Annotated in this window: 16 protein-coding genes and 1 other RNA gene (1 of these 17 running past the window's edge); 9 read left to right on the top strand and 8 right to left on the bottom strand. The window is 46.2% G+C overall.

Translation table 11 applies throughout. The annotated features are described in order from the left end of the window. An RNA gene (gene rnpB, locus METPAY_RS14510) (RNase P RNA component) lies at window positions 1-232 on the top strand (it extends 105 nt beyond the left edge of the window). Window positions 233-272: 40 nt separating this feature from the next. Beyond that, window positions 273-827 carry a CBS domain-containing protein gene (locus METPAY_RS13650; RefSeq protein ID WP_013330014.1) on the top strand — a complete coding sequence of 185 codons (555 nt, stop codon included), beginning with the start codon at window positions 273-275 and terminating at the stop codon, window positions 825-827. Window positions 828-1341: 514 nt separating this feature from the next. Here METPAY_RS13650 and tpiA read toward each other — a convergent pair. Together tpiA and METPAY_RS13640 are read right to left on the bottom strand one after the other, a co-directional pair. Then, complete coding sequence (gene tpiA, locus METPAY_RS13645) at window positions 1342-2016, bottom strand: triose-phosphate isomerase (protein WP_048153097.1); 675 nt, start codon at window positions 2014-2016, stop codon at window positions 1342-1344. A 15-nt stretch (window positions 2017-2031) separates the two neighbouring features. Continuing rightward, the gene (locus tag METPAY_RS13640; RefSeq protein WP_048153123.1) at window positions 2032-2541 is read right to left on the bottom strand and encodes a multiprotein bridging factor aMBF1; all 510 of its coding nucleotides are present in this window, start codon (window positions 2539-2541) and stop codon (window positions 2032-2034) included. 57 nt (window positions 2542-2598) lie between these two features. On the opposite strand from METPAY_RS13640, the gene METPAY_RS13635 reads away from it, so the two are divergent. After that, window positions 2599-3834, top strand: a complete 1236-nt coding sequence (locus METPAY_RS13635; RefSeq protein WP_048153096.1) for a proteasome-activating nucleotidase — start codon at window positions 2599-2601, stop codon at window positions 3832-3834. 20 nt (window positions 3835-3854) lie between these two features. On the opposite strand, the gene METPAY_RS13630 is transcribed toward METPAY_RS13635, so the two are convergent. Next, window positions 3855-4283, bottom strand: a complete 429-nt coding sequence (locus METPAY_RS13630) for a DUF5804 family protein (RefSeq protein ID WP_245611654.1) — start codon at window positions 4281-4283, stop codon at window positions 3855-3857. A 14-nt stretch (window positions 4284-4297) separates the two neighbouring features. Further along, the gene (locus METPAY_RS13625; RefSeq protein ID WP_048153094.1) at window positions 4298-5473 is read right to left on the bottom strand and encodes a proteasome-activating nucleotidase; all 1176 of its coding nucleotides are present in this window, start codon (window positions 5471-5473) and stop codon (window positions 4298-4300) included. 36 nt (window positions 5474-5509) lie between these two features. Here METPAY_RS13625 and METPAY_RS13620 point away from each other — a divergent pair, with 36 nt between their 5' ends. The 4 genes from METPAY_RS13620 to METPAY_RS13605 are packed head-to-tail and all read left to right on the top strand — an operon-like array spanning window position 5510 to window position 8930. Beyond that, window positions 5510-5911 carry a DUF126 domain-containing protein gene (locus tag METPAY_RS13620; protein WP_245611653.1) on the top strand — a complete coding sequence of 134 codons (402 nt, stop codon included), beginning with the start codon at window positions 5510-5512 and terminating at the stop codon, window positions 5909-5911. 31 nt (window positions 5912-5942) lie between these two features. Next, complete coding sequence (locus METPAY_RS13615) at window positions 5943-7073, top strand: TIGR04084 family radical SAM/SPASM domain-containing protein (RefSeq protein WP_048153093.1); 1131 nt, start codon at window positions 5943-5945, stop codon at window positions 7071-7073. Between the two features lie 12 nt (window positions 7074-7085). Continuing rightward, entirely contained in the window at window positions 7086-8225 is a 1140-nt protein-coding gene (locus METPAY_RS13610; RefSeq protein WP_048153092.1) for a TIGR04013 family B12-binding domain/radical SAM domain-containing protein, read from the top strand. 60 nt (window positions 8226-8285) lie between these two features. Beyond that, window positions 8286-8930 carry a metallophosphoesterase family protein gene (locus METPAY_RS13605; protein WP_048153091.1) on the top strand — a complete coding sequence of 215 codons (645 nt, stop codon included), beginning with the start codon at window positions 8286-8288 and terminating at the stop codon, window positions 8928-8930. 92 nt (window positions 8931-9022) lie between these two features. Here METPAY_RS13605 and METPAY_RS14500 read toward each other — a convergent pair whose 3' ends face one another. The 3 genes from METPAY_RS14500 to cyaB form a co-directional block, all read right to left on the bottom strand. Then, the gene (locus tag METPAY_RS14500) at window positions 9023-9835 is read right to left on the bottom strand and encodes a glycosyltransferase family 2 protein (protein ID WP_169743680.1); all 813 of its coding nucleotides are present in this window, start codon (window positions 9833-9835) and stop codon (window positions 9023-9025) included. A gap of 87 nt (window positions 9836-9922) precedes the next feature. Further along, window positions 9923-10465, bottom strand: coding sequence for a TetR/AcrR family transcriptional regulator (locus METPAY_RS13595; protein ID WP_048153090.1), 543 nt, complete (start codon window positions 10463-10465; stop codon window positions 9923-9925). A gap of 219 nt (window positions 10466-10684) precedes the next feature. Next, the gene (cyaB, locus tag METPAY_RS13590) at window positions 10685-11215 is read right to left on the bottom strand and encodes a class IV adenylate cyclase (RefSeq protein ID WP_048153089.1); all 531 of its coding nucleotides are present in this window, start codon (window positions 11213-11215) and stop codon (window positions 10685-10687) included. A gap of 55 nt (window positions 11216-11270) precedes the next feature. Between cyaB and METPAY_RS13585 the strand changes: the two genes are divergently transcribed. Then, complete coding sequence (locus tag METPAY_RS13585; RefSeq protein ID WP_048153088.1) at window positions 11271-11984, top strand: FKBP-type peptidyl-prolyl cis-trans isomerase; 714 nt, start codon at window positions 11271-11273, stop codon at window positions 11982-11984. Between the two features lies 1 nt (window position 11985). Here METPAY_RS13585 and METPAY_RS13580 read toward each other — a convergent pair whose 3' ends face one another. Beyond that, entirely contained in the window at window positions 11986-12252 is a 267-nt protein-coding gene (locus METPAY_RS13580; RefSeq protein WP_013330001.1) for a hypothetical protein, read from the bottom strand. A gap of 244 nt (window positions 12253-12496) precedes the next feature. Between METPAY_RS13580 and METPAY_RS13575 the strand changes: the two genes are divergently transcribed. Then, window positions 12497-12850 (top strand): hypothetical protein, encoded by a 354-nt coding sequence (locus METPAY_RS13575; protein ID WP_211251542.1) that lies wholly within the window; start codon window positions 12497-12499, stop codon window positions 12848-12850. Window positions 12851-12908 lie beyond the last annotated feature (58 nt).

The raw sequence follows: 12908 nt of genomic DNA, 5'->3' as shown, positions 1-12908 counted from the left end.
TGCAAATGCAGGCGGCGAGAGTCGTGGCGCTGGCACAGAAACGACACGGCCCCTGGTTTAACCTGTGATGGAGCGGATCTCCTGAGGTGCTATCGAACCAGGGGAAGCGATGGAACGGCGAATCCCCGGGGGAGCAAGCCAAACAGGAACACAACGGCATTTCCGGGCCGGTTCCGGGTATGGCGCAAAGCTGAATGTTGTCGGAACAAAATGGGGCTTATTACTCCCACTCATTTTACTGTTTTAAATAAGAGAATCTACAATAGTTTCTCATGCATATACCCACGCCCGGGGAGATAAGGGACAAAAGGGTGAAACTCGGGCTGACCCAGACCGATGTTGCAAAGCGATCAAGGCTCAGCCAGTCGATGGTCGCACGTATTGAAGCGGGAACCGTAGACCCGAGAGTGAGCACGCTACAGAAGATAGTCGGGGTTCTGCTGGATGCCGAGAGGTCCATGATAACCGCGGGGGATCTCATGCACCAGCCTGTAATATGCATAAACTCAGAGAAGACTCTTGCCTCGACGATAGAGATAATGGAGAAACACGGGATATCCCAGATACCGGTGATCGATGAGGGCGTCCCTGTCGGATGCATATCCGAGTCGGCGATAATCAACGCGATGGAGGAGGGAAAGATCAACAAAACAAAGGATCATCTCGTATCCGATTTCATGGAAGAGGGTTTTCCTACAGTCCCGCCTTCAACCGATATCGAGACTATAGTACATATGCTCCACAACAGTCATGCGATTTTAGTTCTTGAAAAAGGGAAAGTCAGCGGTGTAATAACCAAGCATGACCTTATGTCGATGATTGTCTGAATAATTTTGTATTTTATTTTTTGGCTCTTCGTTAATCTGTGTGGGATAAAAGGAAGTCTCACCACTTCTGACAACCCCTCGCCGCGAACCGCACAGCAGGTTCGCGGATCGGCCCCGACCTCGGGGCCTCTCTATGATGATAGACCGCTCGGAAGATAGACGAGTATCCCCCGAGCGGCGAGGTGCGGTAAGATCACAACGTGTGTTTTGTATGCAAAAAACCAAAAAAAACAGCCCGGGGGACCTTCACCGGTCCCCCGGGCGTGCCGTGAGAAGATTATCTTAAGGCAAGGTCCCTGGGCAGGGGCCGTCCGGCGGCCTGGCCGACCAGTGCCGGGGTTGCCAGGGTAAGGTATAGTAAGGTATGTAAGCAATATGACAGTGCCATGTATGTGTATCCGAATGTATGTGAAGAAAAGAAAATGCGAAGGATTTGCTGGCTCCTAACTTGTGTGAGGATGTGTGGGATCTCGAAATTATTTACCCACATGAAACAGCGGAGAGCCATATTTTTTTAAATCTTTGAGACAAGGTCTCTCAGGACCGTTGCCGGATCTTCAGCCTTAACGACCCCCGATGCGAGCAGTACCCCGTCCGAGCCGAGTTCGACTGCTCTTTTGACACACGAGCCCGAACTGATCCCCGCTCCTGCAAGGACTTTGACATCTTTATTGACTGATTTTACCGCATTTACAGAATTTTCGATTATTTCCGGGTCTGCCGTTGCAACAGATATTCCGCTGCCGATGAGCTCCGGCGGTTCGATAGCCACGTAGTCGGGAGAGAGTGCCGCCGCCGCTCCGCTCGTCGCTGTGTTGTTTGTACAGACTACGGTCTTTAGATTTGCTCTTTTTGCTGCGTCCACAGCCGCGGAGATATCCGCAAGAGTCAGTCTTCTCTCCGAGTGGTTGATAAGCGTGCCCGTAGCTCCCGCCGCTCTTACTGCCTCGGCAAGGATATGCCCCGTGTGTGCGCCAGGCGAGATTCCGTCTATATGCTGGGCGAAGACAGGCAGGCGGTAATGGTTTGACATCGGGTGTATATCCATGAATCCGGGACAGATTACGATTTCAATGCCGCTTTCTTCCGCTACGGTCTCGGCCGCCTCGGCAATGTCATGTGCCCTGAAACCGTAACTCTCGTTGTAGGTCTTGAAGTTTATCATTATAACGGGCTTTTCTTCAGGCATTTAACATAACTCCGGTTATTTTCCCTTTTTTATCTTCATAACGTCGCCGAGAGTGGGTTCGATTCCTCCCTTCGGGCCTGTTTTGACACCGACATCGGACGATTCCGTCAGTTTTATGGAGAGTGCCTCCTCGATCTTTTTACGAACCGAATCTTCGGGGATCATTCCTTTTTCGATCTTTTTTATCAGACCTTCCTTCTCCTTGATCTGCATGGCTAGTTCCTTCTGGCTGAGCCCCTTACTCATCCTCGCATCACGTATGATATCACTGAAATCCTCGTCGATCTCGCCGTCGATCATATCGAAAACATCCCTGGATTTCTTTTTTTGCGGCGAAACCGATCGGAATCCCGGTTTTGCAGATACCATTCCTGGCGACCCTTTTTTTATTGCATCCATCCCTGGGCGCTGAATTTCTGTTCCCAGTTTGGCGCAATTGCTGCATACCCACATCTTTGCGCCCCCTATTTGAACCAGTATTGGCTTTCCGCGGATTATACATCCGCAAACCTCACATTCAGACATATTAATCGCAAACATCTATATATTGGGCAACCCCTAAATACCTAATTGAGGAAGCGGATGGCCGATAAACCAGTTGAAATTGATCCTGAGAAAGAGCAGGATGTCACAAAATATCTTCTCGACAGGATTTCGGGTCTTGAGACCAGGAATCTGGAGCTTCGTGAAGAGATCAGGCAGCTCGAATCGGAAAAGAGGTTCATCGACAACCAGAAACTCAGGTATGAGCGTGAGATCCGCAAACTGAAGGGGGAGGTCGACAAACTAAGGAGCCCGCCGTTGATAATCGGCACTATATCGGATGTGGCCACGGACAACAGGGTAATTGTCCAGTCGAGTGCAGGGCCGAGATTTATGGTTAGGGCATCCGGGTTTATCGATGCAAAAGATCTAAAACCGGGCGTACGCTGTACGCTCAACCAGCAGTCGCTGACAATTGTCGATATCCTTCCTGCATCCTTTGACTCCCAGATATACGGGATGGAGGTCGAGGACCCGCCATTAGAGACTTATGGCGATATAGGCGGGCTTGAAATACAGATAAACGAGATCCGGGAGGCTATAGAGCTACCGCTTAAGAGGCCGGAGATCTTTGAAAAGATTGGAATATCTCCGCCGAAGGGTGTCCTTCTCTACGGTCCTCCGGGGACAGGAAAGACACTCCTTGCAAGAGCTGTTGCTCATGAGACTAATGCCAAATTCTTAAGAGTCGTCGGTTCCGAGCTGGTCCAGAAGTATATCGGTGAAGGCGCCCGTCTTGTAAGAGAGCTCTTCGAGCATGCGAAGATGAACGCACCTTCTATAATATTCATCGATGAGATAGATGCGATTGGGGCACACAGGACGGAAAGCATCACCTCAGGTGACCGTGAAGTCCAGAGAACCCTGATGCAATTACTGGCCGACCTCGACGGGTTCGATAACCGCGGTGATGTTAAGATCATCGGAGCCACAAACAGGATCGACATTCTCGATCCTGCACTCCTGAGACCCGGGCGCTTTGACCGAATGATCGAGATCCCGCTCCCTGATATTGAAGGACGCCTTGCGATACTTAAGATCCATACAAAGAGAATGAACCTCCAGAAGAACGTTGATCTCTCAGAGGTTGCCGCCCTTACCGAAGGGAAGAACGGTTCGGATCTGAGAGCTATATGCACTGAAGCAGGAATGTTTGCCATCAGGATGGAAAAGGAAGATGTCGATATGAACGATTTCATAAAGGCGATTGACAAGATCCGTCACGACGTCAAGCAGGGTCTGGGCGATCTCTCGGACGGCGCGATGTTCGCCTGAAAAGAATAATTTAATATTATTTACTCTTCTTTTTCGTATTCAGCACACCAGACTTCCAGGACGTAATCAGATGATTCCAGAATATGGGGATAATCCTCTTTTGAGGAATGGGGCTCCATCCAGATCTCGTCCATGATCTGACCGTCCTTTATGGATATAAGTTTGGAGAAGCTCCATGTCTCTTTCAGTTTATTGCTTCTCTGGTAGACATCGGTTGCAAAATCTCTCGTACAGTAAAGTTCAGGGGAAATTTCAAGAAACAGTTCGGCAACATATCTCCTGATGTACCAATTGAGTTCGGAGATGAGCGAAAGTGCGCCGCCGAGTGTGGAATTTTGGATAATTACCCCGCATTCGGTCTTCCTGGGGCGGTAAAAACGAAGGATCTCTCTGCTGGTCTCCGAATCAAGAAGAGTCCTGTAGAGGTCTGTTCCTTCTTTTTGGATCATCAGCAGATTCATGATTAGGTATACATTATGTCATCGGATTTGGATTTATTTTTAACCTTGGATATCGCTGCCTGGAAGTCGTCCATCGTAATTTCTGAGGCGTTTCTGCGCACTGCAAACATTCCCGCCTCACGGCAGATAGCCTGAATCTCTGCACCTGTGGCATTTTCGGTATTATTCACAAGATCTTTCAGGTCGACGGTTCCTATATTCATATTATCCGTGTGTATCCTGAATATCTCGAGTCTTGCATCGCTGTCGGGAGGAGAAACTTCGAGAACCCTGTCGAATCGTCCCGGCCGGAGCAATGCGGGATCAAGCATATCTACACGGTTTGTAGCCGCCATTATCCTTACGTCCCCGCGGTTGTCGAACCCATCCATCTCGGCAAGGAGCTGCATGAGTGTACGCTGGACCTCGGCACTTCCCGATGTCCCGTCATGAGTCCTCATGCTACCGATTGCGTCGATCTCGTCGATGAATACGATGGACGGGGCGCGTTCCCTTGCCAGAAGGAATAGATCCCTTACCATCTGGGCACCTTCTCCTATGAACTTGTGAACGAGTTCACTGCCCGACATCCTGATGAAGGTTGCATTTGCCTGATTTGCAACTGCCTTTGCAATGAGAGTCTTCCCCGTTCCCGGCGGTCCGTAGAGGAGAATTCCCTTCGGCGGTTCGACACCGATCCTCTGGAATACTTCCGGCCTTGTAAGCGGATATTCTACAGCCTCCCTTACCTCTTCGATCTCGTTCTTGAGTCCGCCCACGTTTTTGAATGTCACATCAGGGGATTCTTCGAGCTCCATGACCCTGACCCTTGAATCGAAAGTATTTCCTACGGTCCTGATGATCTGGAGTGCGTTATTCACAGCAACCTTCATTCCGGGTTTTAAATCGCTGCAGATTGCGTCCAGGGCATTTGTAATATATTCCTGGTTATTCCCCTGCTGCCTGAGATATATCTCACCGGAATCGAGGATGTCTACTACTGTTGCAACAAATAAAGGAGGCCGCTTGAGTTGTGCGTTCTCCTTTTTGAGTTGCATATTCTCTTTCTCAAGCCTCGCAGTCTCGCGGGTGAGAATATTGAGTTTTGCTTCCAGGTCACGCAGCTGTTCGCTTAACTCCTGTAAATTAAGCTTAGATATATCAATATTTTCGTGACTTTCGAAGAGAGTGTCATCCATGTTACTTTATATCTTACTTTACAACATTTATTAGATATGTCTTTTACAATTATGGCCAGAGGTATATCCGGGGGTAAGGGTACAGGCGAGCTATTGGTTAGCGGTGAGGCGATCTCGTTCTTATCCGGCGTCGATCCCGAGACAGGCATTGTAATTGAATCAGGCCATCCTCTTGAAGGCAAATCCATCGGGGGAAAGGTGCTTGCGTTTCCGCACGGCAAAGGCTCGACTGTAGGGTCCTATATTATCTATGCCCTGCGTCGAAACGGGAAAGCCCCGAGTGCCATAATAAATATTGAGGCTGAAACGATTATCGCGGTCGGTGCAATAATCGCAGATATTCCCATGGTGGACAAACCCGAGAAACCGATCTCCGGGATTCCTGAAGGTTCAGTCGTAACAGTAAACGGCGATACCGGCGAAATTATTGTAGAATAATAATATTTGACAACCTCAAGCGGAGGATAATTTGTATTATCACCTTATTGTAAACGACGAGTGTAACCTGAACTGTTCTTATTGCCGTGGCAAGGAATTTTTCTCATGTGAGTCGGATTTGGAATCGTTTGACGAGTGTGTTTTACTTCCCTCGTCACCTGAATACAGCCCCGAGAACCTGTATTCATTCCTGAAAAAAGATGATGAGCCGGGTATACTGTTCTATGGGGGAGAGCCGACCCTGAGGCCGGATCTGCTTATAGGTTTCATGGATAAGATGCCCTCGTTCAGGTTTTCCATTTATACGAATGGGCTGTTGATCAGGAATTTACCTCCCGGGTACATCCGCAGACTGGATACTATACTACTCTCGATCGACGGCGACAGGAGAACCACAGACGGTTACCGTGGAGAAGAAGTATATGACGGTTTAATGAAGTCTATCAAATATATCAATGATTCAGGTTTCCCAGGTGAGATTGTCGCGAGGATGACCGTTGCGGAGAAGACGGATATATATGAGTCGGTAACCTTCCTTGCAGACAACAAGGATTATACATTTAGTTCGATACACTGGCAGATGGACGCCAATTTCTGGTATGACTTCTCCGAAAGGCCGGGATTTCGCGAATGGATCGAAGAGTCATACAATCCGGGAATCGCCAGGCTTGCAAAAAAGTGGCTTGGGCTGATAAGAGAGAGCGGAGTTGTGCCCCGCTGGTATCCGTTCTGCGGGCTGGTTTACGATATCCTTACGGGTTCCGGCGGGACGACTGCTCCTATGCGGTGCGGTGCGGGGCATATGAATTATGCCATACAGACCGACGGAAACATCGTTCCCTGCCCGTGCATGGTGGGGATGAGGGACTTTTACGCGGGAAACATTTTCGATTCCGATCCGAAAAACCTGAAGAAGACAGAACCTGGTGGTGACTGTCTGGAATGTGATATCGCGGGTTTCTGTGGTGGGAGGTGCCTGTATTCGAATGTTATCCGTCCCTGGCCGGAAGAGGGAAGGCGGCTGGTCTACGGGAGTGTTTTAAATCTAAAATCGGCAGTTGAATCGGTGATTTCTGAAATACAGGAGATGATCGGGCAGGGCTTAATCTCTGCTGAAGATTTCCGCATCAATAAATATAACGGGTGTGAGATAATCCCTTAGGGCGTTTGTTTAATGATAGTTAACTGGAGGAAGATCAGGTGGGCGAGGAATTCTTTTGCAGTGTTGTATGCCGCCTGCGAAAAAGAAGGAATAATCCTCCGGGAGACCGACGGCCCTGAGAATGATATTACCTTATACAGCCTGAACTCGGTTGATGCTCCTCATTATATGGATGAGATAAGGGATGCCGAATGTATAACAATCGTCGGTGGCCCTCACCCGTCTGCACTTCCGGGGGAGATGGCTGAAGTTGCAGACTATGTCGTGGTGGGAGAGGGAGAATATGTCCTGCCTAAACTTCTGAAGACGATAATGTCGGATCCGAATCATCCGGCCATGCGGCCGCTGCCGGGTGTGGCGACGAAAAACGGATTCATACCGAATGACAGATGTGTTCTTCTTGATTATTACCCCCCGTTTACGCAGGCGAAGAGTGCAGTCGAGATATCCAGGGGATGTCCTTTCAGGTGCGGGTACTGCCAGACGCCGAGGCTCTTCGGGGGATGCATGAGGCACAGGTCGGTTGATGAGATTGTGAATGCATCAAAGATCTATACGGACGTGAGATTTCTCACTCCCAACGCACTTGCCTATGGTTCGAACGGAAGGGAATTCCTGCCTGAGAAAGTAGAAAAGCTTCTTTCTTCATTTTCGAAAGACCAGAATCTCTATCTTGGAACATTCCCTAGTGAAGTCCGGCCCGAATTCATTAACGATGAGGCGATAGATCTCATCGATAAGTACTGTGCTAATAAAAAAATTCATTTTGGGGCGCAGTCGGGGAGTGAAAGGGTTCTCTCTTTTTTGCACCGTGGTCATACGTGTGGTGATGTAATCCGGGCCGTTGAGTTATGCCACGAGAGAGGCTTTGCTCCTGTCGTCGATTACATTGTCGGAATTCCGTTCGAGACAGAAGAGGACCAGATAGCGACTGTCGAACAGATGAGGTGGTTATCGCGTTTCGGGAAGATCCATGCTCATTATTTCACCCCGCTTCCGGGAACTCCCCTTGCAGGAACGGAACCGTCGGAACTTATACCGGAAGTGAACGCCCTGCTTGGGAAACTTTCCCTCTCCGGAAAAGTTACAGGGCACTGGCATGATGCCAAATCCCGTTTCTTCGGGAAAAAACAGGCTTCCGGTGATTCTTGAACCCGGCGAAGATTCGTGATTATAGCAGGATTTTTTTATCGGGAAAACGAACAATAATCCATGATGAGAATCCTTGTGCTGACCGATCTCCATGGTCAATATGGGAAATTAAATTCCTTTCTTGAACTTGACCCTGATATGGTGATAATTTCCGGGGACTTCACCGATCCCGACGGTCCATTCGAACCTGCGCTTGGAATGCTTGAACAGATCGATGTGCCGTGTTTTGCTGTTCCTGGGAACTGTGACAGCAGGGAGACTGTGAATTATCTTGAAGAGTCTAATGCGGTTTCGCTTCATGGCTCGTCGCTCGAGCTGGGCAAGATAACTCTTGTCGGTGTAGGGGGATCCAATCCGACTCCTTTCGGGACTCCATTTGAACTATCTGAAGAAGAGATTGATGCAATATTAACGAAGGCAAAGACAGGAACAAAGAATAACGTTCACAATATACTCGTCTGTCACGCCCCGCCTGAAGAAACTCTCGACAGTGTAGGGGATGCAAATGTCGGAAGTTCGAGCATCAGAAAGCACATGAAAGGATTCGATCTTGTCTGCTGCGGACATATCCATGACGATCCCGGAATAAAGGAGGTAGAAGGAACGGTAATTGTCAATCCCGGCCCTGCATTCGAAGGAAAGTGTGCGATTGTCACCCTTGGTGATGAGCCGAAGGATATAAGAGTCGAGATTCTTTCTGTTTGATTTTCAACTATTTATTAATCCGGATAATTGCATTGAAAATGGTCGGAAAAGGATTCAGAAAAATCTGATATTTTTCAGATTCATTTCTGTTCTTAATTCAGGCGGAAATTTAGCCGTAAATTCTTAAGATTCTTTTTTTCTTTTACTTTGCTAATCTTCTGCCTGACCTGCTTCAGGTTGGTATATGCAGCGTTTTGCTGAAATGATATTTTTTTAGGCTGTGGATAGGAAAGGAGTGCATCATTGTTTTTTGTGATATAATAATGGTAAAATCCTGTGAGATATATCCGTGTATATCCGAAAATCCCTGTCATCCGGCGTGCAGAGGTCAGTGCTTCCATCTTTTTGTCACAGATACATAAGGCCCTTACATCGGCAAGCCTCAGAGATAGATCGTAGTCCTCCAAAATTGAGATCTCCCTGTGACCGCCTGCTTTGAAGTAAATATCCTTTCTTACGGCAAAGTTTGATCCTATTAGCCAGAAAAATCCAAATATCTGTAGTAAATTGTAATGTTTTCGCCATCCCTGGACAATACATGAAAGGGCCGTCCTATTGTAAAACCTGACAGGTCCTGTGCAGACATCGTATCCTCCTGATATGAGATCTTTCGCTATTATTTCCAGCCAGAAAGGAGGATGAATTGTATCTGCATCCGTGAAAGCCAGGATTTCTCCGTTTGCCGTCATTGCCCCTTCTCTGCGGGCTCCTCCAATACCTTCGCTTTTCTGGCGGATCACCTGATCCGCATAAGAGATAGCAATCTCACAAGTATTATCTGAAGAACCACCGTCTACAATGATTATCTCGTAGGAATCTCTGGGACAATTTTGTTTTAGAAGAGATCTCAGGCATTTGGCGATGGTCTCTTCTTCATTTAGTACAGGGATAATTATGGAAATCACATCAATCACCGAATTCTATGGATCTGTCAATGGGGAGCATATACAGGAAATTTTTAAAAAAATTGTTTTTGCAAACAGTTTTTTTCATTATGGCCGCCCGATTCCGCTCCACATAGAAGAAACAGACTGTTCGATAATTTCTCCAACATCATTCTGTAACCTGCCGATTGTGTATAAATTTATGAGCATGAAGTTTGGGTACCAGAAATCCGCCAGAAATACTTCTCTCTCCATTTCCTTTATGATTCCTTTTGATACTGCGTTTTTGTATAACCCGTCGAGAGCAGTGAACCCGTCCAGAGCCTCTTCTTTTGCCTTTTTGGTTATGTTCGGTGAAGACGTAAAATGTTCGAAAAAAAGGGTTTTTTTTGGATTTTCAAACATCCAGTGAAGAGCCTGACGTTTTGCATTTTTTATCTGTTCTTCTATGCTTATTTGTGAAAGAATTGCCTCCTCTACGACATCGGAGATTGTCTGATAGATATTAAAGTATAATGCGTCTATCAAATCCTCTTTTGTCCTAAAATATCTGAACAAAGTTCCTGCGGAAACTCCTGCACGATCTGAAATCTGTTTTGTAGGGGTGGCATGGAATCCCTGCGATGAAAAAAGTTCGATTGCCGCTTCCATCAGGGATCGATATTTATTCTCTGACAAGCTTCTGCTCAAATATTGCCACCACGATTGTTTTATCAATTGTAATATATGCATTTCCAATATAAATGAGTAACTGCTCACTCATTATCTCCTTTAAGTTTACGTTAAACTCAGAAAACAAAAATTCGTTGTTTTTGGTTTTAAAAATGTAATTTAATTCCTTGGTTAATGAAATAAAATCGAGAAAATTGCTTATTTATTGATTCTGTTAAGTATCATCTCAAGATAGGATTCGGGAATATGTTCCCCGGTAATTTCAAGTTCCTTCCTGACATTTTCTATTTTTTCGAGTGTGGATTCCCTGTCATCCGTTATAACTTCTATTTCAATAAATTCCCCGAGATTATCAACACTGTCAAGAGCAACGTTTGTCTCCATAAACCTGAACTCTTCTCTTGTCTTGAACACTTCGGCACTTCTAAAAAAACCGATTTTCGTCAGAATTTCTGCCAGGTTTTTTGGATCTGAAACCTCGACATTGAACTCCTCCCTTGCCTTTGCTCCGGTTCCCCGGACCTTCGGACCTTTGTATGTAATCTCCGAAAACCCGTCCTCGCTGCGTATCCGAAGTGCCTCATCAGATTTGGCGAAGTCTCTGAATGGTGAGTTGAAGTAGGTGTCTGTCTGCCTGCTTTTTTTACCAAATACCGCTCCCTTTTCTATTAGTCTGGTTCTTATCGGGCCTGTAGAACCGACTTTTATCTTGGCCTCGACTTCAAACATATCTATATCACTTATATTAAGTACATAAAACCAATTAATATAGACAGGTGTATTTATGTCAATAAAAGAAGGCGATTTTGTAAAAATAAATTATACCGGCAGCGTTGACGGAAATATCTTCGATACGACCTATGAGGAGGTCGCAAAGGAAGACGGCAGCTATATCGAGGAGAAGACCTACAAGCCGATTACAATCTGTGTCGGAGGGAACCACGTAATCCCCGGTCTCGACGAAGACCTTGTCGACAAGGAGATCGGTCAGGAGTACGAGATCACAATCGCTCCCGAGAAGGCATACGGCGAAAGGGACGATAACCTTGTAAAATCGGTCAATGTAAAGGACTTCAAAGAGAAGCCCACCGTCGGAATGCGTGTGACTTCAGAGGGCCGCCAGGGATTCGTTACAAACGTAATCGGTTCACGGGCAGTAGTTGATTTCAACCACATGCTTGCCGGAAAGACACTCCAGTACAAGTATACAATCGAGGAAGTTGTCGAGGATCCTGTAGAAAAAGCCGAGTCTGTTCTTGATCTCTTCACAGGCCGTGAATTTGAGGCAACTCTCGAAGACGGAAAGCTCACGATCATCCTCCCGCCGGGAATCACCTACGACCAGAGATGGATGATGGGCAAGGGAATGTGTGTTCACCAGATCTTCGAATATGTCGACGGCATCGAAGAGATAGAACTCAAGGAAACATTCAAAAAACCTAAAAAGGATGCAGAACCGGAACCCGTAACCGAGTCCCCGGAACCTGCCGAAGAATAAATTAATCTTCGATTTCTTCTTTTGAAGCAGGAGTATTCTTCACCTTCCAGTAGAAGAATGCCATGCCTGCAATTATGAAAATAAACATCAGCACTGCACTCAGGATATTGTCGGCGACATTGACCGATATCCCGGTTCTTATTCCCGAAGTATCCTCAATAAAACCCAGAACGAGTGCAATGATGAAAAAAACAATCACACCTGATATTATGCCAAGTATGAGGGCCGCTACGATCCTCAGTGAATTAGTCTCTTCTGATTCTGACATAATTGAAATTTCGGTTAATGGTTAATTAAGATTTCATTTTTACATGAAACCTTTGTTTCATAAACGTTTCTCCCGGTAATTTCGTTGAAAAATGAGATCAAATTGATTTGGAAGAAAGCATGGGAGATGTACGTGATTAACAAAATACATGATATGTTTTACGAAGGCAGACATTACTTCCTTACTGATTAAAAAGGAATAGTATTTTCATACATATTGCCAAATAAACTCCATAGGCTTTAGCATGAACATGACAGATATAAAAATTCCATTTGCAATTTCATTTTTAAGCGGCTTTCTTTTCCTGGTATCGGGAGCAGCGTATTCCCTATCAGGAGTATCTACCGGCTATGTCCTCGTTTTAATCGGCATAATAGTCGTTGTTTCTGCTGTGAGAATGAAAAACGGAATTGTAAAAGATGTAAAAGACGCCAGTCTTGCCGTTATTTTCTTTGGAATACTCAATATAATCTCATTTGGTTTTATACTGTCAGGGACCTCAGTGATCAGTATACCCTTCATATCAGGATTTCTGGCAAGTATCCTGGCAATTATTGGAGGTTATCTCGCGTTTTTATATTCCAAAGAACGTTCATGAAACAAAGTTTCATGCACTGTTTCATGTAAATCACAAAGTGATTTGCATGTAAAAAATT

The organism is Methanolacinia paynteri, assembly GCF_000784355.1.
Classification (GTDB): Archaea; Halobacteriota; Methanomicrobia; order Methanomicrobiales; family Methanomicrobiaceae; genus Methanolacinia; species Methanolacinia paynteri.
Note: the sequence above shows the minus strand (reverse complement) of the source record. Positions and strands in the feature narration are given on the sequence as shown.